Below are 26,759 nucleotides of genomic sequence, written 5' to 3' on the forward strand. Positions count from 1 at the left end.
GGAGTCTCCTTGCCCTCGATACGTGACGTGGCCTCGCGCGCCCAGGTCGCGGTCAGCACCGCGTCCGCCGCGCTCAACGGCACCCGCCCGGTGGCGGAGGCGACCAGGCAGCGCGTACGGCAGGCCGCGGCGGAGCTCGGTTACCGCCCCAACCTGCTGGCCCGCGGCCTGCAGAGCAAGCGCACCCGCATCCTGGCGCTGCTGTTCCCCGCCCCGCACAGCGGTTTCGGGCTGACCGAGATGCGGTTCGCCACAGCGGCGGCCGAGGCGGCCGGCGAGCTGGGCTACCACCTGCTGCTGTCGCCCGAGACCGGCGACCCGATCGAGGAGCTGCGTCACCTCACCGGCCTCGGGCTGGTGGACGGCGTGGTGCTGATGGAGGTCAGCCTCGACGACGCGCGGGTGGAGTTCCTGCTGGAGGCCGGGGTGCCGTTCAGCATGATCGGGCGGACCCGCGAGCCGGGCCCGATCGACCACGCCGACATCGACTTCGCCGCCACCGCCGGGGACGCCGTGGCGCACCTGGCCGGGCTCGGGCATCGCAAGCTGGCCTTCTTCAACCTCTCGACCGGCACGTACGCGGCCCAGTACGGCCCCGCGATCAGGGCGGGCGAGGAGTTCGCCGCCGCCGCCCGCGCCGCGGGCCTGGCGTACGTGGACGACTACCGCCCCGGCTCGGCCGAGGAGGGCGGGCAGGCGTTCGAGCGGCTGATCGAGGCGCATCCGGACGTGACGGCGCTGGCCGTGATGGACGACCACGCCGCGGTCGGCGTGATCGCGGCCGTGGCGCGGCGCGGCTGGCGCATCCCCCGCGATCTGACGCTGATGCTGGTGCTCTCCTCGGCCAGGGTCGCCGAGATGTTCCACCCCCGGCTGACCACGATGGAGCCGCCCAGCGCCGAGCTCGGCCGGCTGGGGGCGCGGATGCTCATCGACCGGTTGCGGGGCGACGTGCCGCCACAGGGACGGCTCATGCCCTGCCGGCTGGTGCCCGGGGACAGCTCAGGGCCGCCACGGGACAGTACGGCGCGGAAGGAAACAGGGGGAATGGGTTCATGACGGAACGGCTGGGCATGCACACGCTCACCGAGGGGCGCGGGCTGCTGTTCGGCGGTGACTACAACCCGGAGCAGTGGCCGGAGGAGGTCTGGGCCGAGGACGCCGAGCTGATGCGGGCGGCCGGGGTCAACCTGGTCACGGTCGGGGTGTTCAGCTGGGCCCGGCTGGAGCCCGAGCCGGGCCGGCACGACTTCGGCTGGCTGGACCGGGTGCTCGACCTGATGGCCGCGAACGGCATCGCGGTCGACCTGGCCACCCCGACCGCCTCACCGCCGCCCTGGCTGGGGCACCGGTGGCCGGAGACGCTGCCGGTGGACGAGGGCGGGCACCGTCTCTGGTACGGCTCGCGCAACCAGTTCTGCCCCTCCTCCCCCGTCTACCGCGAGCGGGCCCTGGCCATCGCCGGCGCGCTGGCCGACCGGTACGCCGGCCATCCGGCGCTGGCGCTGTGGCACGTGGGCAACGAACTGGGCGAGGTCTGCCACTGCGACGTGTCGGCCGAGGCGTTCCGCGGCTGGCTGCGGGCGCGGTACGGCGATCTCGGCACGCTCAACGAGGCGTGGGGCACCACGTTCTGGAGCCAGGGATACGGCGACTGGGCGGAGGTCCTGCCGCCGCGGCGGGCCCCGTACATCGTCAATCCGTCGCAGCGGCTCGACTGGTGGCGGTTCAGCTCGGACGCGCTGCTCGGCCACTTCCGCGCCGAACGCGACGTGCTGCGGGAGCGCACGCCCGGCATTCCGGTCACGACGAACTTCATGGGGTTCTTCAAGCGGGCGGACTACTGGTCGTTCGCGGCGCAGGAGGACGTGGTCGCCAACGACTGGTATCCGGAGCCGGGCGACCCCCTGTCCCCCGCCAGGACGGCGCTCACCCACGACCTCATGCGCGGCCTGGCGGGCGGACGGCCCTGGATGCTGATGGAGCAGTCGACCAGCGCCGTCAACTGGCGTCCGCACAACCTGCCCAAGCCGCCCGGCCAGTTCCGGCTGGAGTCGCTGCAGGCGGTCGCCCGCGGCGCGGACGGGCTGTGCTACTTCCAGTGGCGGGCCTCGCGCTTCGGCGCCGAGCGCTTCCACGCCGCGATGGTGCCGCACGCGGGCGCGGACACGCGGCTGCACGCCGAGGTGCGCGCGCACGGGCAGGAACTACGCGGGCTGGCCGGGCTGGCGGGCGAGCCGGTGCCGGCGCGGGTGGCGATGGTGTTCGGCTGGGAGAACTGGTGGGCGCTGGAGGAGCGCGGGCGGCCCAGCGACCGGCTCAACGCCGTGGACCAGCTGCTCGCCTACTACGTGCCGTTCTTCGAGCGCGGGGTGAGCGTGGACGTGGTGCCGCCGTCGGCGGACCTGTCGTCGTACGCGCTGGTGGTGGTGCCGAACCTGTTCCTCGTCGCGGACGAGGACGCGCGGGCGCTGTCGGCGTACGTGCGCGGCGGCGGCGTGCTGGTGGTCGGGCCGTTCTCCGGGGTGGTCGATCCGCGCGGGCACGTGCGCACCGGGCCCTTCCCAGCGCCGCTGCGCGAGGTGCTGGGCGCCGCCGGCGAGGAGTGGCTGCCCGCGCCGGACGACCGGCCGGTGCGCTGCCGGTGGAGCGGCGGCGCCGAGTTCACCGCGAGCACGTGGACCGAGCTGCTGCGCGCCGAGGGCGCCGAGGTGGTGGCCGAGTTCACCGAGGGCGACCTCGCGGGCCGCCCCGCCGTCACCCGCCACCGCGCCGGGAACGACGGCGTCGCCTGGTACGTGGGCACCATGCCCGAGCCCGCCGCCCTCGGCGCCCTCGCCGCGCGGGTGCTGGCCGACGCGGGCGTGGAGGGAGCGGTGCCGGACCTGCCGCCCGGCGTCGAGGCCGTGCGCCGGGGCGAGGTCCTGTTCCTGCTGAACCACGGCGCCACCACCGTACGGGTGCCGGTCCAGGACGCGGCCGAGGACCTGCTGACCGGCACGCCCGCGCGGGAGGCCGTCACGCTCGCCCCCCGCGCGGTCGCCGCGCTGCGCCGCCGGCCCTGACACGAGAACGGATCGAGATGAAGTTCAAAGACGGCTACTGGCGGATGCGTCCAGGAGTCCGGGCCGACTACGCCACCAGCGCGCACGACGTGACGGCCGAGCCGGAATCGCTCCGGATCCTCGCCCCGACCAGGGAGATCCTCCGCCGCGGCAACACCATCGACGGGCCGGTCCTGCGGGTGGACCTGTCCGCGCCGATGCCGGACGTCGTCCGCGTCCGCGTGACGCACCTGGCCGGATCGGTGCCCGCCGCCCCCGTGTTCGAGGTGCGGGACGACCACCCCGGCGTCGAGATCTCCGTGGACACCGAACGGGCGAGCCTGACCAGCGGCGCCCTCACCGTCCGCGCCGGCCGGGACGCGCCCTGGGACCTGTCCTTCAGCGCCGGCGGACGCGAGCTGACCCGCAGCGCGGGCAAGAGCCTGGGCGTCATGCACGACCAGGACTCCCGTCACTTCATGGTCGAGCAGCTGCGGCTGAGCGCCGGCGAGCTCGTCTACGGCCTCGGCGAGCGCTTCGGCCCCCTCGTGCGCAACGGCCAGTCCGTCGACATCTGGAACGAGGACGGCGGCACCAGCAGCGAGATCGCCTACAAGAACGTGCCCTTCTACCTGACCGACCGGGGCTACGGGGTGTTCGTCAACCATCCCGGCCGGGTGTCGTTCGAGGTCGGGTCGGAGAGCGTGTCACGGGTGCAGTTCAGCGTCGAGGGCCACGACCTGGAGTACCTCGTCGTGTACGGGCCGACGCCCGCCGACGTCCTGCGCCGCTACACCGCGCTGACCGGCCGGCCCGCGCTGCCGCCCGCCTGGTCGTTCGGGCTGTGGCTGTCCACCTCGTTCACCACCGACTACGACGAGGCCACGGTGACGTCGTTCGTGGACGGGATGGCCGAGCGGGACCTGCCGCTCAGCGTCTTCCACTTCGACTGCTTCTGGATGCGGCGGTACCGGTGGTGCGACTTCGAGTGGGACCCCGAGGTCTTCCCCGACCCCGAGGGGATGCTGCGCCGGCTCAAGGAGCGCGGGCTGCGCGTGTGCGTGTGGATCAACCCGTACATCGCGCAGGCGTCGGCGCTGTTCGACGAAGGGGCGGCGGCGGGGCACCTGCTGCGCCGGCCGGACGGCACGGTCTGGCAGGATGACCACTGGCAGGCGGGCCGGGCCCTGGTGGACTTCACCTCGCCCGCCGCCCGCGAGTGGTACGCGGGCAAACTGCGAGGGCTCCTCGACATGGGGGTGGACGCGTTCAAGACCGACTTCGGCGAGCGCATCCCGACCGACGTCGCCTACGCCGACGGCTCCGACCCGGAGCGGATGCACAACTACTACAGCCTGATCTACAACCAGACCGTCCACGACGTGCTGGCCGAGCGGCGCGGCGCCGCCGAGGCGGTGCTGTTCGCGCGCTCGGCCACGGTCGGCGGGCAGCGGCTGCCGGTGCACTGGGGCGGCGACTGCGAGTCCACGTTCGAGGCGATGGCCGAGTCGCTGCGCGGCGGGCTGTCGCTGGGCCTGGGCGGATTCGGCTTCTGGAGCCACGACATCGGCGGCTTCGAGGGCCGTCCCGACCCGGCCGTGTTCAAGCGGTGGGTGGCGTTCGGGCTGCTGTCCTCGCACAGCCGGCTGCACGGGAGCGGCTCCTACCGGGTGCCGTGGCTGTTCGACGAGGAGTCGGTGGACGTGCTGCGCGCCTTCACCCGGCTGAAGGCGCGGCTGATGCCCTACCTGTACGGCGCCGCCGTGCAGGCCACCGAGGAGGGCCTGCCGATGATGCGGGCGATGCCGCTGGCCTTCCCCGATGACCCGGCCTGCTCCCACCTGGACGCCCAGTACCTGCTCGGCCCGGACCTGCTGGTGGCGCCGGTGCTGTCGGCGGAGGGCGAGGTCTCCTACTACGTGCCCGCGGGCACGTGGACCCGGCTGCTCGACGGGGAGCGCGTCACCGGGCCGGGGTGGCGGACCGAGCGGCACGGGTTCGACAGCCTGCCGCTGCTGGTCCGGCCGGGCGCGGTGATCGCGACCGGCGCCCGCGACGACCGGCCCGACTACGACTACGCCGGCGGCGTCACCCTCACCGCCTACGAGCTCGCCGACGGCGAGGTCGCCACCGTCACCGTTCCCGCACCCGACGGCCGCCCCGCGGCCGTGTTCGAGGTGTCCCGGGCCGGCTCGCGCCTGCGCGCCCGCCGTATCGAGGGCGCTCCCGCCCCCTGGAACCTGCGCCACGCCGGGACACACGCCGCCGCGGCGCCCGGGACCGACCACATCGAGATCAGCCTCAGCGCCAAGGAGTGACATGACCGCCTTCCCCGAGAACTTCGTGTGGGGCACCGCCACCGCCGCCTACCAGGTCGAGGGAGCCTGGAACGAGGACGGCCGCGGGCCGTCCGTCTGGGACACCTTCTCCCACACGCCGGGCCTGGTGGCGCACGGCGACACCGGTGACGTGGCCTGCGACCACTACCATCGGCTGGAGGAGGACCTCGACCTGCTCGGCGCGCTCGGCGTCGGGGCCTACCGCTTCTCCATCTCCTGGCCGCGCGTGCAGCCGGGCGGCCGCGGCGCGGTGAACGCGCCCGGCCTGGACTTCTACCAGCGGCTGGTGGACGGGCTGCTGGCCAGGGACATCGCCCCGGTGGCCACGCTCTACCACTGGGACCTGCCGCAGGAGCTGGAGGACGCGGGCGGCTGGCCCGAGCGCGACACCGCGGCCCGCTTCGGCGAGTACGCCCGCCTCATGGGCGAGGCGCTGGGCGACCGCGTGCGGACGTGGATCACGCTGAACGAGCCGTGGTGCTCGGCCTACCTGGGTTACGCCTCCGGCGTGCACGCCCCGGCCAGGACCGACCCCGCCGCCGCGCTGGCCGCCGTGCACCACCTGAACCTGGGCCACGGCCTGGCCGTCCAGGCGCTGCGCTCGACCGCGGCCAAGGACGCGCAGATGTCCGTCACCCTCAACCTGCACCACGTGCGCGGCGTCTCCGATCGGGACGCCGACGCGGTCCGCCGCGCGGACGGGCTGGCCAACCGGGCCTTCCTCGGCCCGATGCTGGAGGGCGCCTACCCGCGCGACCTGATCGCCGACACCGCCGCGGTGACCGACTGGTCGTTCGTCCGCGACGGCGACGAGGCCACCGCCTGCCAGCCGCTGGACGTGCTCGGCGTCAACTACTACAACCCCACTCTGGTACGCGCCTGGGACGGTTCGAGCGCCAGGGAGACCGCCGACGGGCACCAGGACGGGGCCGCGTCGCCGTGGATCGCGTGCGAGGACGTCGAGTTCGTCCAGCAGCCGGGGCCGTACACCGAGATGGGCTGGAACATCGACGAGACCGGGCTGACCGAGCTGCTGCTGCGGCTGCACCGCGACTACCCGGACCTGCCCACGATGATCACCGAGAACGGCGCCGCCTTCCCCGACCCCGTCTCCTCCGACGGGCTCGTGCACGACGCCGACCGCGTCGACTACCTGCACCGCCACCTGAGCGCCGTGAGCGAGGCCATCGCGGGCGGGGCGGACGTGCGGGGGTACTTCGTGTGGTCGCTGATGGACAACTTCGAGTGGGCCCACGGGTACGCCAAGCGGTTCGGCATCGTCCGCGTGGACCGCGACACGCTGGATCGGAGCTGGAAGGACAGCGCCCACTGGTACCGCGATGTGGTCGCCGCCAACAAGCTGCCGGGCTGACCTACTGGGCTGACCTACTGCGCTGATCCACTGGGCCGGCCCGGCGCGAGGGGGCTACGGCTTGCGGCCCACGCCTCCGGCGAAGGTGTGATAGGTGATCCCGAGCTCGGGCAGTTCCTCGTCCGGCTCGGGACGCCACTCCGGCAGCGGCACCAGGCCGGGCTCCAGCAGTTCGAGACCGTCGAAGAAGGCGAGAATCTCCTCGCGGGTGCGCCACCGGCCCGTGCCCAGGTGCTCGTTGAACACCCGCTCGGCGCTGACGGCCTGCTCCGCCACCTCGGGGTGGGCCTGGCCGGGGTTCTGGAAGTGCGAGATCACCACGTGGCTGCCGGGAGCGAGCGGCCGGATGAGGCGGGCCGCGACGCCGGCCGGGTCCTCCGCGTCCGACATGTGGTGCAGGATGCCGAACAGCAGCAGCCCGACCGGCTGGGTGAAGTCGATCAGGTCGCGGGTCCGCGGGTCGTCCAGGATGCGTTCCGGCTCGCGGGCGTCGGCCTCGATGATCGTGGTGGTCTCGTCCACGGCGAGCAGGGCCCGGCCGTGGGCGAGCACGATGGGGTCGTTGTCGACGTACACGACGTGCGCCCCGGGGGCGACGGACTGGGCGACCTCGTGCACGTTGCCCTGCGTGGGCAGCCCGGAGCCGATGTCGAGGAACTGGCGGATGCCCACCTCGCCGGCCAGGTGGCGGACCGTGCGGCGCAGGAAGTGGCGGTTGGACGCGGCCGCCTGCGGCGCGTCCGGCGCGATCTCCAGCATCGCGGCCGCCACGTGGCGGTCGCTGGCGTAGTTGTCCTTGCCGCCGAGGATGTAGTCGTAGACACGGGCGACGCTCGGCTTGCTGGTGTCGATCCCGCGGGGCGCGCTTTCCTGCTCGCTCTCGGGCACGGGGAGCTCCTTGCGACGGTTCGGGGCGTTGGCGCCATGATCCTAATGGGGCCGCCCCGACCCGCGCGCGAAGTATCAGGAAATTTCAGGACACGCCCAGTTCGTCCCTCAGCAGCCGGGCCGCGCCCGCCATGGCCCGCATCTTGCCCTCGGCCGACTCCCTCGGCAGGTACTTCATCCCGCAGTCGGTGGCGATGACGATCCGCTCGGGAGACGTCCACGAGAACGCCTTGCGCACCCGCCCCGCCACCACCTCCACCGGCTCCACCTCCGGCGTGGACAGGTCGATCACGCCGAGGATGACCGTCTTGTCCTTCAGATCCGACAGCACGCCGAGGTCGAGACCCGACTGCGCGGTCTCGATCGACACCTGCCGGACCGGGCAGCCGGCCAGCTCGGGCAGGAACGAGTACGCCTCGGGCCGCTCGTGGATGATCGCCGCGTACCCGAAGCAGATGTGCACCGCCGTCATCCCGGTGATCCCGTCGAGCGCCGCGTTCAGCGCCGCCAGACCGTAGGCCCGCGCCGCCTCCGGCCTGGCCTGCATGTACGGCTCGTCGATCTGCACGATGTCGGCCCCGGCGGCGAACAGGTCGCGGATCTCGGCGTTGACCGCCGCCGCGTAGTCCATCGCGGCCGCCTCGGCGTCGGGGTAGTGGTCGTTCTGCGCCTGCTGGCTCATCGTGAACGGCCCCGGCACCGTCATCTTCACCACCCGGTCGGTGTGGGCGCGCAGGAACCGCAGGTCGTCGACCTCGACCGGGCGGGGCCTGCGGATCGGCCCGGCGATGCGCGGCACCGGGTTGGGATGCCCGCTGCGGTCGAGCGCCGTGCCCGGGTTGTCGAGGTCGAGTCCCTCCAATGCGGTGGCGAAGTGGTTGGAGTAGCTCTCGCGCCGGATCTCCCCGTCGGTGAGGATGTCCAGCCCGGCCCGCTCCTGCGCCCTGATCGCCAGCTCGGTGGCGTCGTCCTGGGCCTGGGCGAGCCGGTCGGGCGGGATCCGCCACAGCTCGGCGGCCCGCACGCGCGGCGGGAACCGGCCGGCCAGCCGGGCGCGGTCGATCAGCCATTCGGGCTGGGCGTAGCTGCCGACCAGGGACGTCGGCAGCAGCGGCAAAGAGTTCACAGGGGGCCCTCCTCACATCAGGTACAGGAGTCCACTCTGCCCCCACCGCGCGGGCGTTTACCAGTGATCGACGTGAAGGACCTCGTCCAGCGGCTGGCGCTTGGCGGGGCCGAAGGTCTCGCCGGTGTAGTACGCGGTGGGGATGAGCACGCCCTGCCGGACGTCGCCGGGGATGCCGAGCAGCTCGGCGATCTCGCTCTCGTACGCCAGGTGCAGCGACGTCCACGCGGTGCCCAGGCCGCGGGAGCGGGCGGCCAGCATGTAGCTCCAGGCGGCCGGGAGCAGCGAGCCCCACAGCCCGGCCTGGTTGCCCTGCGGCAGGCCGGGCACGCTGATGCAGCCGATCACCAGCACCGGCACCTCGCCCATGTGCTCGGCGAGGTGGCCGGCGCTGTCGGAGACCCGCTGCTGGGTCGCCGCCCGTACCGGATCGTCCTCGAACAGCCGCCGGGCCGAGCCGCCCGACTCGTAGTAGCGGCGCCAGGAGCGCTGATAGTAGTCGCCGATGGCCGCGCGCTTGTCCGCGTCGGTGACCACGACCCAGTGCCAGCCCTGCGAGTTGCCTCCGGTGGGCGCCTGGAGGGCGATCTCCAGGCACTCCCTGACCAGCTCCAGCGGGACCGGTCGGGTCAGGTCGAGACGCTTGCGGACACTTCTGGTCGTGGTGAGCAGCTCGTCTGCTGAGATCGTCATGCGGCCATCATGCCCCGATCGGCGTGGCGACCCCCTGGGCGGGGCCGCGATCAGCGGCGGCCGAGGACCGTCATCGCCGGGAGCGCCCGGTCGTCGTAGCCGAACAGGGCCTGGTTCTCCCAGCCGTTGCCCGACGCCGGGTCGGCCGGATCCCAGCCGTTGCCCTGGACGCCCGTCCAGGTGGCCTCCCAGGTGAACAGGCCCAGGCCCAGGCCGTTCGGCACGGCGCGGACGATGTCGGCCACCTTGGCCAGCATCGCCGCCTGCCCCTGCGGGGTCGCCGGGTAGCCGGGGTAGGGCTCGGCGGCGGTGATGATGTTCGGCCAGCCGTCGTCGTCGCCGGTGGTGAACGGGTAGGCGGTCTCGACCACGACCACGGGCTTGCCGTACCGGACGGCCACGTCGTCGATGTTGGCCTGGAAGCTCTCCGGCGTGCCGTGCCAGAAGGCGTAGTACGACATGCCGATCACGTCGTGCCGGATGCCGTGGGCCCGCGCGTTGTCGAACCACCACCGGTAGAGCCCGTTGTCGCCGCCGTCGGCCAGGTGCAGCACGACCTGGGTCTTCCTGGACACCCGCTTGACGGCGTCGTAGCCGGCGTTGAGCAGCGCGGCCGTCTTCGGCCAGTCGGCGTTGGAGCCGTCGGGCCAGAGCAGGCCGCCGTTGATCTCGTTGCCGATCTGCACCATGTCGGCCGTGGTGCCCTGGCGGCGCAGCGCGTCGAGCACGTCGAAGGTGTGGTCGGAGAGGGCCTGCCTGAGCTCGTCGAAGGGCAGCGCCTCCCAGGCGGCGGGCTTGAACTGCTTGCCCGGGTCGGCCCAGGTGTCGGAGTAGTGGAAGTCGACGAGCAGGCGCATGCCGTGTGCCTTGATCCGCCTGGCCATGGCCAGCACCCTGGCCTTGGTGTTGTAGCCGTCGGCCGGGTTCACCCAGACCTTGAGCCGCATGTAGTTGAGCCCGGCCTTGGACAGGATGGCCAGCGCGTCGCCCCTGCGCCCGCGGGCGTCGCGGTAGACGCCGCCGTACGCCTCCGACTTGGCCAGGCTGGAGACGTCGGCGCCCCTGATCGGAAGCCGGCCGGGCCCCGTCTGGGGCCCCGTCTGAGGCACTGTCTGGGGCCCCGTCTGGGCGGCGGCGGGCGCGGCCGGGAAGGCGGCCAGGGCGACGAGTAACAGCAGGGCGGTGAGCATGCGTTTCATCGGGTCTCCCTAGGGTTGGGGGGTCGGCACGACGACCATGACCTCTCCGGCCGCGACGGTGACCGGCCCGTCGTGCCGTACGCCGTCGAACACGTTCACGCCGCTCACCCCCTCGACCGTGACGGCCTGGTCGCCGTGGTTGATCAGGAAGAGGTGGTCGCCCCTGCGCACCAGTTCGAGGGTGTCGGGGAGACCGTGCGGGCGGGAGACGCCCGCGTGGCCGAGCACCTGGGCGAGCAGGTCGCGCAGGCCGGTGAGGGGGGCGGTGGCTAGGTACCAGGCGGCGCCCGCGCCCAGGTCGTGCCGGGTGAAGGCGGGGTGGCCGGCGTCGGGTCCCGAGGCGAAGCCGCGCAGCGTGGTCGCGCCCGCGGGGCGGACCCGTTCCGACCAGATCCGGGCGGCGCCGCCGCCGGTCAGCTCCACCGTCTCGTCCGCGCGCAGGGGGTGGAACTCCTCGATCGACAGGCCGAGCAGCTCGCGCAGCGCCCCCGGGTGGGCGCCGGGGTGGATGGCGTCGTGCTCGTCCACGATGCCGGAGAAGTACGACACCAGCAGGTTGCCGCCCGCTTCCACGTACCGGTGCAGGTTCTTGGCGGAGGCCTCGGTCAGCAGGTACGAGCTGGGCGCGACCACCACCCGATACCCCGAAATATCAGCGGAAGGGTGGACGAAGTCCACCGTGACGTGCTCCCGCCACAACGCCTCGTAGAAGGCGTCCACCCGCTCCCTGAACGTCAGGTCCACCGACGGCCGCCACTCCAGCTCCAGCGCCCAGTACGACTCCCAGTCCCAGACGATCGCGACCTCGGCCCGGACCCGGCTCCCTCGCACCCCGGCCAGCCGACGCAGGTCGGCGCCCAGCCGGACCACCTCGCGCCACTGCGCGGAGTCCGCGCCCGCGTGCGGCACCATCCCGGAGTGGAACTTCTCCGCCCCGAACCGCGAGGCCCTGAACTGGAAGAACAGCACGCTGTCCGAGCCGCGCGCCACATGCGCGAGGCTGTTGCGGCGCATCTCCCCCGGCCGCTTGGCGAGGTTGCGCGGCTGCCAGTTGACCGCGCCGGCCGAGTGCTCCATCAGCATCCACGGCTCGCCGCCCGCCACGGACCTGGCCAGATCGGCGGACATGGCCAGGTCGATGTGGTTGTCCGGCCGCTCGGCCTGGAGGTAGTGGTCGTTGGCGATCACGTCCAGCTCGCGGGCCCACTGCCACAGGTCGGTGGACTTGCAGTTGACGGTGCCGGCGAAGTTCGTGGTCACCGGCACGCCGGGGGCCACCTCGCGCAGGATGTCGCGCTGGAGCGCGTAGTGCGCGCGGTGCTGACCGTCGCTGAAGCGGGCGTAGTCGAGCCGCTGGGCCGGGTTGACGACCGTGTGGTTGGCGCGGGGGGCGTCGATCTGGGACCAGTCGGTGTAGGTCTGGCCCCAGAACGTGCCGCCCCACGCCTCGTTCAGCGCGGAGATCTCCTGGTAGGTGGCTTCGAGCCAGCTCCGCCAGGCGGCCACGCTGTGCTCGCAGTAGCACTCGCCGAGCGGCGCGCCGTACTCGTTGTGCACGTGCCACATGACCACGGCGGGGTGGCCCCGGTAGTGCTCGCCCACCGCCCGCACCAGCCGCGCGGTCGCCTCCAGGAAGGCGGGGGCGCTGGAGCACGCGCTCTGCCTGCCGCCGAACCCGATCCGCAGGCCCTCCCTGGTCACCGGCAGCACGTCGGGGTGCTCGGCCACCAGCCAGGCGGGCGGGGCCGCGGTCGGGGTGGCCAGGTCGACGGCCACGCCGGCGCGGTGCAGCCGGTCGATGACCTCGTCCAGCCAGCCGAACGCGTAGCGCCCCCGCTCGGGCTCCATCAGCGCCCACGAGAACATGCCGAGGCTGACCAGGTTGACCCCGGCCTCGCGCATCAGGGACACGTCCTCTTCCAGGACCTCGCGCGGCCACTGCTCCGGGTTGTAGTCGCCGCCATAGGCGATTCCGGCAGGACGCTCCGGATACATCCATCCCCCTTGGAAAACTTCTGTGAACGTGCACAGTATGGCTCACTCGACGGCGTGGGGAACTAGCAGGCGGAAATTTCCTCCGATAGGCGGACCCTCCAGGACATTAACGAGAACGTAACGACCCCTTGACGGGTGTTTCCGGGCTGTTCCACTCTGTGCACGTTCACAGAACCATCTGGAGGTACGCAATGCGCGCCAACCGCCTTGGAGCAGCCCTGGCCGTCGTCCTCACGGCCGCCCTCGCCGGCTGCGGGTCGGGTGAGCCCGCCGCCGAGAGCACCGGGGCGGCGCGGAGCCCTGCGGCCGCCCCCCAGGGGCCGGTGAAGCTCACGTACTGGGCGTGGGCCCCGAACATGGACAAGATCGCCGCCGTCTGGAACAAGGACCACCCGGACATCCAGGTGACGGTCAGCAAGCAGGCCGGCGGCGACGACGCGGCGGCCAAGTACCTCACCGCCGCGAAGGCGGGAAATCCCCCTGACCTGGTGCAGGCCGAGTACCAGCACCTCCCGTCCTTCATCGCCGCCGACGCGGTCGCCGACGTCAAGGCCGAGACCGACGCGATCAAGGGCGAGTTCACCGAGGGCCTGTGGAAGCTGGTGACGCTGGGCACCGACGCCGTCTACGGCATCCCGCAGGACAGCGGCCCGATGATGCTCTTCTACCGCAAGGACCTGTTCGACAAGCACGGGCTCAAGGTGCCGGCGACGTGGCAGGAGTACGGCGAGGCGGCCAGGCAGCTGCGCAAGAAGGATCCGAAGGCCTACCTCGGCACGTTCTCCAGCAAGGATCCGGGAGCGTTCACAGGGCTGGCCCAGCAGGCCGGGGCGCAGTGGTGGTCGATCGACGGCGAGTCGTGGAAGGTCGCCATCGCCGACGAGCCCACCAAGAAGGTCGCCGACTACTGGGGCGGCCTGGTGAAGGAGGGCGTCATCGACGACATGCCGTTCTTCACCCCCGAATGGAACAAGGCGCTCAACGACGGCAAGCTGCTGACCTGGCCGTCCGCCGTCTGGGCGCCGGGCGTGCTGTCCAGCAACGCCCCCAAGGGCAAGGGCAAGTGGGCCGTCGCGCCGCTGCCGCAGTGGAACGCGGGCGAGAGCTTCAGCGGCTTCTGGGGCGGCTCGTCCACGGCCGTCTCGGCCAAGACGCCGAACAAGGCCGCCGCCACCCAGTTCGCCACCTGGCTCAACACCGACCCCGCCGCCATCGAGCTGCTGGTCAAGGAGGCCGCGATCTACCCGGCCGCGACCAAGGCCCAGTCGGCGCTCGGCGCGGCCCCCGACTACTTCGCCAACCAGCCCGACTTCTGGCAGCAGGCCGCCACCGTCTCCGCCGGCGCCCGCGGCTTCACCTTCGGGCCCAACGTCGGCGTGACGTACAACGCCTTCAAGGACGGCTTCGACAAGGCGCTGCAGTCGGGCACGCCGTTCAGCTCCGCGATCCAATCCATGCAGGACGCCACGGTCGCCGACATGCGCAAGGCCGGCTTCCAGCTCGCGTCATGAAGCGCTCGCAGAGGGGCATGTGGCCGTACCTCTTCCTGACGCCCGCGATCGTGCTGTTCACCCTGTTCCTCGCGGTGCCGATCGGCTACACCGTCTACCTGGCGATGCGCAGGACCAAGGTCTCCGGGCTGGGGCTGGGCCGGGGGGCGCGCACGGAGGTGTTCGTCGGGTTCGACAACTTCGCCGCCGCCCTGGCCGACGCCGAGCTGTGGCAGGGCTGGCTGCGGGTGCTCGGCTACGGCGCGCTCGTGCTGGCCGTGATGCTGGGGCTGGCGCTGCTGTTCGCGCTGCTGCTGGACTCGGCGCGGGTGCGGCTGGCCCGCTTCTCCCGGATCGCGATCTTCCTGCCGTACGCGGTGCCGGGCGTGGCGGCCACCCTGCTCTGGGGCTTCCTCTACCTGCCCTCGCTCAGCCCGATCCGGGAGGTCCTGGACGTCGACCTGCTGGGCGCGAGCACCATCACCTATTCCATGGCGAACGTGGCGGTGTGGGGCGGGGTGGGCTTCAACATGCTCGTGCTCTACACCACGCTGCGCGCCATCCCCCGCGACCTGTACGAGGCCGCCCGCCTCGACGGCGCCTCCGAGTTCCAGATCGCCGTCCGGGTCAAGATCCCGATCCTGACGCCGGCGATCATCCTGACCACCGTGTTCTCGATCATCGCGACCATCCAGGTGTTCACCGAGCCCACCACCCTGCGCCCGCTGACCAACACGATCAGCTCCACGTGGAGCCCGCTCATGAAGGTCTACCGCGACGCCTTCGTCACCGGCGACCTGTACTCGGCCGCCGCCACCTCGATCGTCATCGCGGCGATCTCGCTCGTCCTGTCGTTCGGGTTCCTGCGCGTGGTCCGCAACCGCGCCTTCGGGGAGGGTTGATGGCCACGGTCACCGCCGCCACCGCACACCGCCGCCGCGCCCGCGCCGGCTCCAGGGGGCCGGCCGGGCTGGCGCCGACCGCGCTGCTGCTGGTCGGGGCGCTCTACTGCCTGTTCCCCGTGGCCTGGGTGCTGATCGCGGCGACCAAGTCGCCCGGCGAGCTGTTCAGCACCTCGACGCTCTCCTTCGGCACCGGCTTCTTCGACAACGTCGGGGAGCTGTTCGCCTACCGGGACGGGGTGTTCTGGCTCTGGGCGGGCAACACGCTGCTGTACGCGGGCGGGGGCGCGCTGCTGTCGACCGCGGTCTCGGCGGTCTCCGGGTACGCGCTGGCCAAATACCGTTTCCCCGGCCGGAACGTCATCTTCAACCTGCTCATCGGCGGCATCCTGGTGCCCGCCGTGGTGCTGGCGATCCCGCAGTACCTGCTCTTCTCCAAGATCGGCCTGGCCGACAGCCACTGGGCCGTGCTGCTGCCGCAGATCCTGCACCCGTACAGCATCTATCTGGCCCGCATCTACGCCGCCGCGGCGATCCCCGACTCCCTGCTGGAGGCGGGGCGCATCGACGGCGCCGGCGAGTGGCACCTGCTGCGGCGGGTGGCCATGCCGCTCATGGTGCCGGGCATGGTGACGATCTTCCTGTTCCAGTTCGTGGCCATCTGGAACAACTTCCTGCTGCCGTTCATCATGCTCGGCGACGACGGCAAGTTCCCGCTCACGGTCGGCCTCTACACGCTGCTGGCGGCGGGCGCGAACCAGCCCACCCTGTACAACCTGATCCTGACCGGCGCCTTCCTGTCGATCGTGCCGTTGATCGCGCTCTTCCTCACGATGCAGCGATACTGGAAGACCGACCTGTCTTCCGGAGCCGTCAAGTGAAGCGCCCTACCATCCATGATGTCGCCGCCGCCGCGGGCGTGTCCCGCGGCACGGTGTCCCGCCTGCTCAACGGCGACAAGTACGTCAGCCCGAAGGCGCGGGTGGCCATCGAGCGGGCCATCTCCGAGACCGGTTACACGGTCAACCGCGCCGCCCGCAGCCTGGTCACCCAGCGCACGGGCTCCGTCGTCATGGTCATGTCGGAGCCGCACGAGAAGCTGTTCGAGGACCCCAACTACAGCACGCTGATCCGGGTGGCGATCCGGATGCTGGCCGAGCACGACCTGTCGCTGGTGATGATGATGGCGGGCGACGAGGCCGACCGCGAGCGCGTGGTGCGCTACGTGCGCGGCGGCCACGCCGACGGGGTGCTGCTCGTCTCCACGCACGCGGGCGACCCCCTGCTCGACGCGCTGCAGAGCGGCCCGCCCGCCGTCTCCTGCGGCGCCGTCATCGGCCGCGAGAACGTCATCCCGTACGCCACCGCGGACGACCGGCTCGGCGCCCGTCAGATGACCGAGTACTTCGTCGGGCTCGGCCGCCGGCGCATCGCCATGATCACCGGCCCGATGGACACGCCGGGCGGCATCCAGCGCCTGGAGGGCTTCACCGACGTCCTCGGCCGCCGGGCCACCTCCAAACTGATCGCCCACGGCGACTGGACGCAGGCCAGCGGCGAGCGGGCGATGACGGAGCTGCTGGCGCGCACGCCCGACATCGACGCCGTCTTCGTGGCCTCCGACCTGATGGCCGCCGGTGCCCTGGCGGCGCTGCGGGCGGCCGGGCGGCGGGTGCCGGACGACGTGGCGGTGGGCGGCTTCGACGACTCCTCGGTGGCGCTCTCGACCCATCCGCCGCTGACCACGATCCGCCAGCCGCTGGCCGAGATGGCACAGGCGACGCTGCGGCTGCTGCTGGAACTCATCGACGGGGCCGAGCAGGTGGACCCGGTGATCCTGCCGACCGAACTGGTGATCCGCGCCTCCGCCTGACCACCTCACACCCCCGTCGCGCCCCCTCCCCCCCCCCGCCACACCCTTTCCCCCGCTCCGTCGCGTCCCTTTCCCATCCGGTCGCACCCTTTCCCTGGTCCCCGTCCCCGTCGCGTCCCTTTTCCCACTCCACCGGGCCCTTCTCCACCCTCGTCGCGCCCTCTCCCCCACCCCGTCGCCCACTCCACCGGGTCCTCTTCCCCACTCCAATCACGGGCCCTCTCCCCGCCCCAATCACGGGCTCTCCCCCACCCCAATCACGATCTCGCCCCCCACTCGGGCGGATCGGAGGGCGAGCGTCGCGATCCCTTCCCGCGCCTACGCTTTCGTGCTCTAATGACCCACGCTTATCCCACCCCCATTTCCCGAAATTTCCGCACTTTCCGGCAGTACGATCATGCGAGCTGACGTTCCCCGAAGGAGCCACAGTGGCCGACAACGAGCGGGAGCGGGGCCCGGCGGGCATCGACACCACCAAGCCCAACGTCTCCCGCGTCTACGACTACATGCTCGGTGGCAAGGACAACTACGAGGCCGACCGCCTGATGGCGCAGAAGGCACTCGAGATCGCCCCCGACGCCCGCGAATCCGGGCGCGCCAACCGCGAGTTCCTCGGGCGCGTGGTCCGCTACCTGGCCGCCGAGGCCGGCATCCGCCAGTTCGTCGACCTCGGCTCCGGCCTGCCCACCCAGGGCAACGTGCACGAGATCGCCCAGTCGGCCGCCGCGAACACCCGCGTCGTCTACGTCGACCACGACCCGACCGTCCTGGTCCACGCCCGCGCCCTGCTCGCCGTGAACGACACCACTACGGTCGTCGAAGCCGACGTACGCGAGGCGGACCGGATCCTGGACCATCCGAAGATCCGGCGGGTCATCGACTTCGAGCAGCCGGTGGGCCTGCTCATGTTCGCGATCCTGCACCATCTGGCCGACGACGACGACCCGGCCGGGATCATCCGCGCCTTGATGGCCCGCCTGGCACCGGGCAGCCACCTGGCCGTCTCCTGCTTCCACAACCCCGGCGCGGCCCTTCCCGAGGTCTCCAAGCAGGCGTACGCAGCCGAGAAGATCTTCAACGAAACCCTGGGCACGGGCCGCTGGCGCACCACCGAGGAGATCCTGACCTACTTCGAAGGTCTGGACCTGGTGGAACCCGGCCTCGTCCCCCTACCGGAATGGCACCCCGACACCAACGACCGCGCAGAACCCGGCATCACCTACCACACCTTCGTAGGAGCCGTCGGCCGCAAACCGTAAAGCCCGCCCAGCCGCATACCCTGCCGCCCGGACACCGCACACCGTGACACAACGGCCGCCGCAGGCCATGACACCCAGACGACCACAGCAAGTCACGCCCCGGCGGGTCCCAGGCAGTGAGGCGCTACAGGGCACCCGCGTAGACCCAGCGGCCCTCGTACCGGACGAACCTGCTGTTCTCCTCCATCTCCCCCGGCCGGCCGCGGTCGAGGTAGTGGGCGCGGAAGCGCACGGTGCCCTCGGTGTGCACGACACTGCCCCCGCTGCTGTCCAGCACCTCCAGCCGCGTCCACTTCACCCGCCGATCCTGTACGGCCCCCGCCGGTCGAGCGGACGGCAGCCAGCTGCGCAGCAGGTAGGCCTCGTCCCCGACCGCGAACGCGCTGAACCGTGACCGCATGAGCTGCTCGGCGGTGGCGGCAGCAGCCTCACCGCGATGAAGCCTGCCACAGCAGTCCTGGTAGGTACCGGGCAGACCGCAAGGACACGCACGAGGAGCCATGCCCCCATTCTCCCCTGGCCTCGACACCCCGGTGCCACCCCTCCGCACCACCACCAGCCCCACGGCCTCGTGGCCGCGACCCCGCCGTGGAGCCGGTCAGGTGGGGGTCGTGAGCTGGGTCGTGAGGTGGGTCAGGGTCGGGCCCAGTGGGGCGTCCACGGTGAGCGTGGCGTCGGCGTCGGCGCCGGTCGGGCCCTGGTTGACGATCGCGATGGGGATGCCGAGCGCCGCCGCCCGGCTCACGAACCGCAGCCCCGACCTGATCGCCAGCGACGACCCGAGCACCAGCAGCACCCGCGCCCCGCCCACGACCGCGAAACACTCGTCGACGCGCGGCCCCGGCACGTTCTCCCCGAAGAAGACGACGTCCGGCTTGAGCAGCCCGCCGCAGCCCGTGCAGTCGACCACGCGGAACGTGGCCACCTGGGCGTCGGTCAGCACGGCGTCACCGTCGGGGTTGATCTGGCCGGCCGCCGCCTCCCAGTCCGGGTTGGCCGCGCGCAGGCGCCGCTCCAGCTCGGCGCGCGGCGTGCGCTCGCGGCAGGACAGGCACACGACACGGTCGAGCCCACCATGCAATTCGATCACCTGGCGGGCGCCGGCCGCCTGGTGCAGGCCGTCCACGTTCTGGGTGACGATGCCGGCCAGCAGCCCGCGCCGCTCCAGCTCGGCCACCGCCCGGTGACCGTCGTTGGGCTGAGCCAGGCCGATCTGCCGCCAGCCGACGTGACTGCGCGCCCAGTAGCGCCGCCGCGCCTCGGCACTGCCCACGAAGCGCTGGTACGTCATCGGCTCCGCCCGCCTGGCCCGCCCTGTCGGCCCCCGGTAGTCGGGAATCCCCGACTCGGTCGACAGCCCGGCCCCGCTGAGCACGGCCACCCGACCCCTGGAGACCAGCTCGACCAGCTCCGCGACCCCGGTCATGCTCGGCGTGATGCTTGTTGTCACAGATCCATGGTGCCCCCTCCCACCGACAACCTCGTCCACCACCCCACATCTCGAACGGCCCACATCCCGAGCAGCCCGTGCCCCGGCGGTCCGTGGTTCCATCGTCCGCAGAACAGCCATCCGTGGATCAGCCGTCCACGGGTCACGTCGCCCGAGGGTCAGTCGCCCGTTCGTTCCTCCGCCTCCGCGATCAGCTCGGCGTGCCAGAGCCGTCGCATCTCCGGGCACGTCTCCAGCAGTTCGGCCAGCGGCCCCCGCCCGGCGACCCGCCCCCGGTCCAGGACGATCACCTGGTCGGCGCGTTCGAGGGCGGCCTGCCGGTGGGAGACGACCAGCACGGTCTCCGGGCCGTTCCGGGCGATCCGCTGCCACAGCAGCCGCTCCGTCTCGACGTCCAGCGCCGACGACAGGTCGTCCACGACCAGCAGGTCCGGATCTCGTACGAGGGCGCGGGCGGCGCTGACCCGCTGCGCCTGCCCGCCGGACAGCCGCATCCCGCGCGGCCCGACGAGCGTGTCCAGCCCGGCGGGCATCTCGGCCAGGTCCTGCTCGAAGGCCGCCAGCTCCAGCGCCCGCCGGGCGTCCCCGGCCCGGCCGAGGAGCAGGTTCTCGCCGAGTTCAGCGGAGAATAGCCGTGGGACCTGGCCCGCGTACGCCGTCCGCCCGGGGACGAGAAACGTGCCCGGATCCTCGACCGGGACGCCGTTCCACGAGATCGTGCCCTCGTCCAGCGGCAGCAGCCCGAGCAGGGCGCGTACCAGGGTCGTCTTGCCCGCCCCCACGGCCCCGGTCACGACCGTGAACGAGCCCCGCTCGACGCGCAGCCCGACGTCGTGCAGCACCCCGCGCACGCTCACCCCGCGCGCCTCGAACACGCGCAGCCGGTCGGCGTGCGGCGGCGGGGTCGCGGCGGGCGGCGGGTCGCGACGCAGCCACACGTCGGTGCCCTTGACCAGGTCGGCGGCGTCCTCGTGCGGCGCCATCATCGCGCTGAGCCGCTCGGTCGCGACCGCGGCCTGCGGCAGCCGGTAGAGGAGGGTGCCGATCGACCGGGGCAGCGCGGTGAGCCAGCCGATGTAGCTGGTGAACAGCGCGAGGTCGCCCACGGTGAAGTCGCCGCCGCGCATGGCGGGCGCGGCGAGCAGCAGGACGAGCCCGATGCTGAGCTCGACGGTCGTGGTGGTCGCCGCGTCGAGCAGGTCGGTCGCCATCCGGTCCCTGACGGCGGCGTCGCGCCGCCGCCGGTTGTGCTCGCGCAGCCGCTCCAGCGCCGCGTCCTCGGCGCCGGCGGTCTTGATCGCCAGTACGCCGCCGAACACCTCCCCCACGTACGCGGTCACGGCCGCCCCGAGCAGCCGGGCCCGCCGGTGCAGCCGCGCGATCGTCCGCCGCATCGTCCTGCTCAGCACGCCGACCGCGATCATCGGCAGCACCAGCACGAACGTGACGAGGGGATCGACCGCGGCCATGATCGGCACGGCGGCCAGGGCGAACAGCGTGGTGCCCGCCAGGCTGACGCTCTCGTCGGTGAAGTCCACCGCGTCGGCCACGTCGTCGCGCATCCGTGCCACGGACTCGCCGGAGGAGTGCGGCAGCCGGGCGGCGGCGGGGCCGCGCGCGGTGAGGACGGAGCGCAGGACGTTCCCGCGCAGCAGGGTCGCGGCGGCGGTCCACCAGTAGACGCCGTACGTCCACGCGACCGTGATCACCACCCCGCGCACGACCTCGACCCCCACGAAAGCGGCGCACCACCACAGCGTCGCCTCCAGGGCGGCCGGCTGATGGCCGCTGATCCGATCGAAGACCTCGCGCAGGACGAGCCCGCCGGCCAGCGGGATCACGTGGACCGGCAGCCACAGCAGCGCTCCGATCACGTACCGGCGCAGGTCGAACGTGGCCAGCCGGGTGGCCACCCGCGTCACCGGCCTCATCGGCTCACCCCCGCCAGGTCCAGCAGCCGGCCGAAGCGGCTGTGCGGGTCTGCGGCGAGGTCGGCGCGGCGGCCGTACTCGACGATCTTGCCGTGGTCGAGCACCGCGATCTTGTCCACCCTGGCGAGGGACGACAGGCGGTGCGCGATGATCACGCCGGTCCGGCCGCGCAGCAGCCGGGCGACGCCGTCCTCGATGCGGCGCTCGGTGGCCGGGTCGAGCCGGCTGGACGCCTCGTCCAGCACGACGAGCCCGGGATCGGCGAGGAACGCGCGGGCGAACGCGAGGAGCTGCGCCTGCCCGGCGGACACGGTACGCAGCTCGGTGTCGAGCCCGTCGGGCAGCGCGTCCGCCCATTCCCCGAGCCCGGCCGCGGCGAGCGCCGCGCGCAGCCGTTCGTCCCCTGGGGAGGGCCGGAACAGCGTGAGGTTGTCCCTGACGCTGGCCGCGAAGAGCTGGACGTCCTGGGTGACCACGCCGATCCTGGCCCGCAGCGACCGCGGGTCGGCCTCGCGCAGGTCCAGGCCGCCGACTAGCACGGTCCCCTCGACCGGGTCGTGCAGGCGCAGGACGAGCCGGCCCAGCGTGGTCTTGCCGCTGCCGGTCCGCCCGACCAGGCCGAGCGTCTCCCCGGGCGCGAGCGTGAGGTCGATCCCGGACAGCACCTGCTCGTCGTCGCCGGGGTAGGAGAACCCGACGCCGTCGAGGCGCAGGCCTAGCGGCCCGGTGGCGGGCAGCGGCCGGGTGCCGGGGATCAGCGACGGGCGCTCGGCCAGCAGTCCCGCGATGCGGGACAGCCCGGCCAGGGCCGCCTGGTACTGCCTGATCTGGTCGATCAGCCGCTCGAACGGCGCTCGCACCATGAGTGTGTACTGGAAGAGCAGCACGGCGGTGCCCACCGTGAGCGCCCCGGTCTCCATGGTCCAGGCCGCCAGCGCAAGCATGATCGCGGTCCCGGCGGCGAAGGCCACCGAGGTGCCCGCCAGCAGGGTGGTGCCGATGCGGGCGTCGTGCCGCTCGGCGCGCAGGACGGCTGCGCTCGTCTGGTGGAACCGGCGTACGGTGTGCTCGCCCGCGCCGTTGGCCCGCAGATCCTCGGCGCCCGCGAGGCGCTCCTCGAGTACGCCCATCAGGGTCGCGTTCGCGGCGCGGGAGCCGGCCGCCGAGGGGACGGCCAGGCGCTGCGCCCTGACCATGCCGTACCCGATGAGCAGGCAGTACGCCAGCAGCACGGCCCCGATGCGCCAGTCGACGGTGAAGACGACGGCGACCACGCCGGCCAGCAGCAGCACGCCGGCCACGACGTCGAGCAGGAACGCCACCACGAAGTCGCCGACCGCGACGACGTCGCCGTCCACCCGCTCGATCAGCTCGCCGGGGGTGTGCCGGCCGTGGAAGGCCAGGTCGAGGCCGAGTGTGTGCTCGGTGAGCCGCTCGCGCAGGCGGTTGGCGCCGTCCCAGGCGAGCCGGCTGGCCAGCCACGCGGTCAGCATGCGGGCCGCCTGGCCTCCGGCGGCGAGCCCGAGGTAGCCGAGCGCGATCAGTGTCAGGTGGCGGATGCTCGCGCCGGCGATGGCGTCGTCGACGAAGCGCCTGGTGATCTGCGGCGCGGCCAGCGGCAGCGCGGTCGCCGCGGCGACGGCCGCGGCCAGCGCGGCGCTTTGCCGCCGTCCGGGGCGCAGGAGGCGGAGGAGGGAGAGGTCAGAGGATGAGGTCCTGGAGTCGGACGGTCTCAAGAAGCGTCATGCCCTTTGCATAGGAGGATTCGCTGAGCTGGGGGAACATGAACGCTTCCCGCATCGCGGGCCTCCTCGGGGTGCTGAACTGCTTCAGCCCGGGATTACACCAGCCTCCTCCGCACCCCGGCAACCGCTTTTCCGCTCACCCGTGAGGACCGGCGGTCGCCGGCACCGGGTTCTCAAGGGGATCACCGGTGTCCGCGGGGTCGGGCCTCGGGTCGAGCAGCGGCGTCGTCCGGGGGTAGGGGCACGGCGCCGGGGAACTTACGGGCGAGTCCTTCAGCCGTCCGCCCCGGGCCAGGGGTAGGGGTGCGCCGACCGCGACCTGGCACCACCGGCCGCCTGCGAGGCGCGCCCGTTCGGCGGGTCGGCGGGAACGCCAGCCGGAGAGCCGGTGGAAGTGTCGGCCGGGGAACCGGTGAAGGCAGTCGAACGTGCGTGACCGGCGTGACCGTTGGAGGCGTCGCCGGCCGGGCGCAGGTACACGCAGCGCAGTTCGGCGGCGAACCGCTGGTCGCCGTCCCGCAGCCAGCACTCGTCCGGCCCCGGCAGCACCTCCGTCATCGTGACGCGATCGGTCGCCGACGCCAGCCGGGCCAGCCCTTCGAGCAGCGCGGGCGAGCGCGTGTCGACGTAGAAGGGCTCGCGGTCCCGTCCTGAACGGGCGTAGAAGGCGGCGGGCAGATCGTGGACCTGCCGCAGCCGGGCCGCCGCCACCAGCAGCCCCCGGTCGTCGTCGGCCAGGCCGAGCGCTTCGAACGAGGCCCGTCCCACCTGCCAGCGCCGCCGCGAGATGACGACGTTGTCCCAGGTCAGCCGAGGCACGCGGGGCAGGTCGCCGAGCCGGGGCAGGCGGATTCTGGGCAGGGCGAGTGCCGTGTGCAGGGCGGTGTCGTGCTCGCCGTTGTGCAGCAGCAGCGGCTCCTTCGTGCCCTTGGCGTACAGGATCGCGCGCCGGCCGTCGCTGTGGACGTACAGCTCGTCGAGCCCGATCCGCCGCCGCCCAGGATCGGCGGTCGCGCCGCCGAGCTCCAGCACGGGGCCGGGCAGCTCGGTCGGCGGCGCGCCGCCGGAGCGGTGGCTGATGACGTTCAGCACGGTGCAGCCGGACAGCGCCCTCCTGATCTCCGCGTCGCGCCCGGCCAGGCAGGCCGCGCCGTCCTCGTGGAACTGCGCCGCCCACGGCGTGAGCAGGACCGAGTCGTGCAGCCGGTCGAGGATCAGCGGGGTGACTCCTTCCTCGTACGCCTCCAGCGAGGCGGCGGCGACCATGACATCGGCCGAGCAGAGCACGGGGACGGCGGGCGGGACGGGTTCGTCGAGCAGACCGGCGAGGTCGAGCGAGCGGACCCCGGCCGGCTCGTCGCGCACGAGGGCGGCGATGCGCCGGGAGAGCCTGTCGCTGTGGTCGATCCGCAGGTCGCCGGTCGCCCGCAGCGCCTCGGCCAGCTCGAACGTGCCCGCGCCGAGCCGCCCTGCCACCAGCCGGTTGGTGCGCGTCCTGGTCAGCTCGGCCTCCTCGGCGAGCAGGTCGAGCACCCGGGGCACCCGGCCGCGCAGGTCGGCCGCCAGCCCGCCACCGGCGGTGACCCGCAGCGTGCCGGCGGCGGCCTCGTGCACCACCGGCCGTTCGTCGCGCCGGCCGGCGCCGGTCAGCGTCTCGATCCGGCGCTGTACGGCCAGCTTCACGTCCGGCGAGGCTGCCGGGTACTGCCCGAGCAGCTCGCTGATCTCCTCGACGCGCCGCGCCGGCGGCGGTTCACCCCCTGGCCGGCCACCGATGAGAACCCGTTCCCGCTGTACGGGCACATCCGCCGGCACCACGAACCCCCGCCCGCGCACCCCCCGCGCACCGGCCCCCTCCCCACCAGCATCAGCCCCCGCCCCGTCCACGGAATCCACGGCACCAGCGGCGTCAGCCCCTCGGCCACCCGCAGAGCCCGCAGCACCCCGAACGCCGGAAACCGGCCCGTCCGCAGAACATCCGGCATCACCCCCGACGGGCCTCCGCCCGCCCGTGGCACCTCGGCCGCCAGAGGCCGGGGCGCCCCATGGTCTCGTGGTGGCTCGGCCGTCGGGGGACGGGTCGGCGGTGAGGCCGCATTCGCAGACGTCCGCGCCCGAGGCGAGCGCGCGGCGGAAGCCCTTCACCGCCGAAAGGCGGCCGGGGCGCAGGCCCTTGGCGGCCAGGCGGTCGCGTAGCCAGCTCAAGGGGTCGCAGACGGTGGCGGGCGGGCAGAGGTCGTGGGTGAGCAGGCCGCGCCGGACCGCCACGGCCAGCGCCGCCGAAGCCCGTTCCATGCCCGTGCCGGTCTCCTCGGCGATCTCGGCCAGTGTGCGGCGCCCGTCGCAGTGGGCGGCGAAGGCGGCCCCGTCGTGCGCCTCCCCCGTCCAGGTCGTCCGCCGTGGCACCAGCCCGGCCACCAGGCCGGGGTCGGCCAGGAGGCGCTGCTGCAGCGCCTCGGTCACCCGCGCGGCCGGGTAGGCCACCCGTCGCGTGAGCTCGCGGTGCCCCTTCCAGGTGTAGCCGCCGGCGGCACCGGGCTCGACGGTGCCGTAGCCGATGGGCCCGTAGCAGCCGGTCGTCTCGCACGAGGCCGCCAGCCGCTGGAGGCGGGCGGCGAGCTGCCGGCGGGTCCTGCCGCCCTTCGCCCCGCGCCGCAGGTCGCGGTAGAGGGCCGGCTCGTCGCACACGAGCGCGTCGAGGAAACGTTCGTCGCCCATGAGCCCGGCCACGGCCGTCCTGGCCAGCGCCGCGTCCGAGGAGGCGAGGCCGGCGAGGGTGAGCCGGGCCTCCTCCAGCAGCCCGGTCACCTCGTTCCACGCCGCCACCCACCCGTCGGGCCCCGGTGTGCCGGCCGGCAGCGGGCGCAGGGTGCGCAGGCGTCCGCGCAGGCCGCCCGGCAGCCGCCCGTCCCGCTCCCGGTGGCCGCCGGTCCGCGCGCCGGGCGCGCCGGCGAGCAGGCCGAGTGCCCTGCGCTCCAGCCGGACGACCGCCGCGGCCGCCCCCGCCGCCCTCGGATGGGCGAGGGACAGGACGAGCTCCCACGGAAACCCGGCGCTGCGGACGACCACGGCCGGCAGCAGGGTCCAGTCGTGTTCGATGCCCATATGGAACAGCTCCCTTTCGTGGCCCGAATTCCCGCACCCCGCCCCAACTCAGATATTTACAAGATCGTTATTCTCTGTCAATGAGTTTCCGGATGAGAAGAAAATAAGAGCCCGCCGCCCCAGGAGAAAATTTACGTTAAATCCGAACAAGACTCGTCATAATGGACAGCTCTGCTCACCTTCTGTAGCCAAGAACCGGATCCTTGCAGTACGGAGAGCTATCATCTGCCTAGATCAACATGAAGAAGACACCCGAAACCCACGGAGAAGCACAGGGAACGAATTCAGCATCGGCGAATTAACGCCATTACCGCGACGACCGCGACCTCCTTTTTCGCACCCCCATGC

At 72.6% G+C, this 26,759-nt stretch carries 19 protein-coding genes; 9 read left to right on the forward strand and 10 right to left on the reverse strand.

The genetic code is table 11. The annotated features are described in order from the left end of the window. The first annotated feature begins 9 nt into the window (after positions 1–9). Genes B0I32_RS48565 through B0I32_RS48580 form a run of 4 tightly spaced genes read left to right on the forward strand, consistent with a single transcriptional unit; the run spans position 10 to position 6,755 of the window. On the forward strand, positions 10–1,059 hold the full coding sequence (locus tag B0I32_RS48565; RefSeq protein ID WP_106251392.1) for a LacI family DNA-binding transcriptional regulator: 1,050 nt from the start codon (positions 10–12) through the stop codon (positions 1,057–1,059). After that, positions 1,056–3,065, forward strand: coding sequence for a beta-galactosidase (locus B0I32_RS48570; protein WP_106251394.1), 2,010 nt, complete (start codon positions 1,056–1,058; stop codon positions 3,063–3,065). Before B0I32_RS48565 ends, B0I32_RS48570 begins: the two co-directional genes overlap by 4 nt. Before the next feature lie 17 nt (positions 3,066–3,082). Beyond that, positions 3,083–5,362: an alpha-xylosidase gene (yicI, locus tag B0I32_RS48575; RefSeq protein ID WP_106251395.1), complete on the forward strand. Its 2,280-nt coding sequence runs from the start codon at positions 3,083–3,085 to the stop codon at positions 5,360–5,362. Between the two features lies 1 nt (position 5,363). Then, positions 5,364–6,755: a GH1 family beta-glucosidase gene (locus tag B0I32_RS48580; protein WP_106251397.1), complete on the forward strand. Its 1,392-nt coding sequence runs from the start codon at positions 5,364–5,366 to the stop codon at positions 6,753–6,755. A 54-nt stretch (positions 6,756–6,809) separates the two neighbouring features. Here B0I32_RS48580 and B0I32_RS48585 read toward each other — a convergent pair whose 3' ends face one another. The 5 genes from B0I32_RS48585 to B0I32_RS48605 form a co-directional block, all read right to left on the reverse strand. Beyond that, on the reverse strand, positions 6,810–7,643 hold the full coding sequence (locus B0I32_RS48585; protein ID WP_106251398.1) for an SAM-dependent methyltransferase: 834 nt from the start codon (positions 7,641–7,643) through the stop codon (positions 6,810–6,812). Positions 7,644–7,728: 85 nt separating this feature from the next. Next, positions 7,729–8,769, reverse strand: a complete 1,041-nt coding sequence (locus tag B0I32_RS48590; protein ID WP_106251400.1) for a uroporphyrinogen decarboxylase family protein — start codon at positions 8,767–8,769, stop codon at positions 7,729–7,731. Between the two features lie 57 nt (positions 8,770–8,826). After that, positions 8,827–9,462 carry a nitroreductase family protein gene (locus tag B0I32_RS48595; protein ID WP_106251401.1) on the reverse strand — a complete coding sequence of 212 codons (636 nt, stop codon included), beginning with the start codon at positions 9,460–9,462 and terminating at the stop codon, positions 8,827–8,829. Between the two features lie 50 nt (positions 9,463–9,512). Then, entirely contained in the window at positions 9,513–10,661 is a 1,149-nt protein-coding gene (locus tag B0I32_RS48600) for a glycoside hydrolase family 53 protein (RefSeq protein ID WP_106251402.1), read from the reverse strand. A gap of 9 nt (positions 10,662–10,670) precedes the next feature. Further along, positions 10,671–12,656 (reverse strand): beta-galactosidase, encoded by a 1,986-nt coding sequence (locus B0I32_RS48605; protein WP_106251403.1) that lies wholly within the window; start codon positions 12,654–12,656, stop codon positions 10,671–10,673. A 191-nt stretch (positions 12,657–12,847) separates the two neighbouring features. Between B0I32_RS48605 and B0I32_RS48610 the strand changes: the two genes are divergently transcribed. From B0I32_RS48610 to B0I32_RS48630, 5 genes are all read left to right on the forward strand, one after another. After that, positions 12,848–14,167 (forward strand): ABC transporter substrate-binding protein, encoded by a 1,320-nt coding sequence (locus tag B0I32_RS48610; RefSeq protein WP_106251404.1) that lies wholly within the window; start codon positions 12,848–12,850, stop codon positions 14,165–14,167. Continuing rightward, on the forward strand, positions 14,164–15,048 hold the full coding sequence (locus B0I32_RS48615; protein WP_106251405.1) for a carbohydrate ABC transporter permease: 885 nt from the start codon (positions 14,164–14,166) through the stop codon (positions 15,046–15,048). The genes B0I32_RS48610 and B0I32_RS48615 overlap by 4 nt, the downstream gene beginning before the upstream one ends. Beyond that, on the forward strand, positions 15,048–15,929 hold the full coding sequence (locus B0I32_RS48620; protein WP_106251407.1) for a carbohydrate ABC transporter permease: 882 nt from the start codon (positions 15,048–15,050) through the stop codon (positions 15,927–15,929). Before B0I32_RS48615 ends, B0I32_RS48620 begins: the two co-directional genes overlap by 1 nt. After that, positions 15,926–16,921 carry a LacI family DNA-binding transcriptional regulator gene (locus B0I32_RS48625; RefSeq protein ID WP_219912403.1) on the forward strand — a complete coding sequence of 332 codons (996 nt, stop codon included), beginning with the start codon at positions 15,926–15,928 and terminating at the stop codon, positions 16,919–16,921. The genes B0I32_RS48620 and B0I32_RS48625 overlap by 4 nt, the downstream gene beginning before the upstream one ends. Before the next feature lie 428 nt (positions 16,922–17,349). Beyond that, entirely contained in the window at positions 17,350–18,180 is an 831-nt protein-coding gene (locus tag B0I32_RS48630; protein ID WP_106251409.1) for an SAM-dependent methyltransferase, read from the forward strand. A 124-nt stretch (positions 18,181–18,304) separates the two neighbouring features. On the opposite strand, the gene B0I32_RS48635 is transcribed toward B0I32_RS48630, so the two are convergent. The 5 genes from B0I32_RS48635 to B0I32_RS56970 form a co-directional block, all read right to left on the reverse strand. Beyond that, complete coding sequence (locus tag B0I32_RS48635) at positions 18,305–18,682, reverse strand: YchJ family protein (RefSeq protein ID WP_106251567.1); 378 nt, start codon at positions 18,680–18,682, stop codon at positions 18,305–18,307. A gap of 96 nt (positions 18,683–18,778) precedes the next feature. Continuing rightward, positions 18,779–19,606 carry an NAD-dependent protein deacetylase gene (locus tag B0I32_RS48640; RefSeq protein ID WP_106251411.1) on the reverse strand — a complete coding sequence of 276 codons (828 nt, stop codon included), beginning with the start codon at positions 19,604–19,606 and terminating at the stop codon, positions 18,779–18,781. 182 nt (positions 19,607–19,788) lie between these two features. Next, a complete protein-coding gene (locus tag B0I32_RS48645; RefSeq protein WP_106251413.1) occupies positions 19,789–21,561 on the reverse strand; it encodes an ABC transporter ATP-binding protein in 1,773 nt (590 codons plus the stop codon). Next, on the reverse strand, positions 21,558–23,297 hold the full coding sequence (locus B0I32_RS48650; RefSeq protein WP_106251414.1) for an ABC transporter ATP-binding protein: 1,740 nt from the start codon (positions 23,295–23,297) through the stop codon (positions 21,558–21,560). The genes B0I32_RS48645 and B0I32_RS48650 overlap by 4 nt, the downstream gene beginning before the upstream one ends. Positions 23,298–23,579: 282 nt before the next feature. Further along, entirely contained in the window at positions 23,580–26,411 is a 2,832-nt protein-coding gene (locus B0I32_RS56970; protein WP_146178584.1) for a lantibiotic dehydratase family protein, read from the reverse strand. Positions 26,412–26,759: the final 348 nt, after the last annotated feature.

Origin of the sequence: Nonomuraea fuscirosea (assembly GCF_003001935.1) — a bacterium.
Classification (GTDB): Bacteria; Actinomycetota; Actinomycetes; order Streptosporangiales; family Streptosporangiaceae; genus Nonomuraea; species Nonomuraea fuscirosea.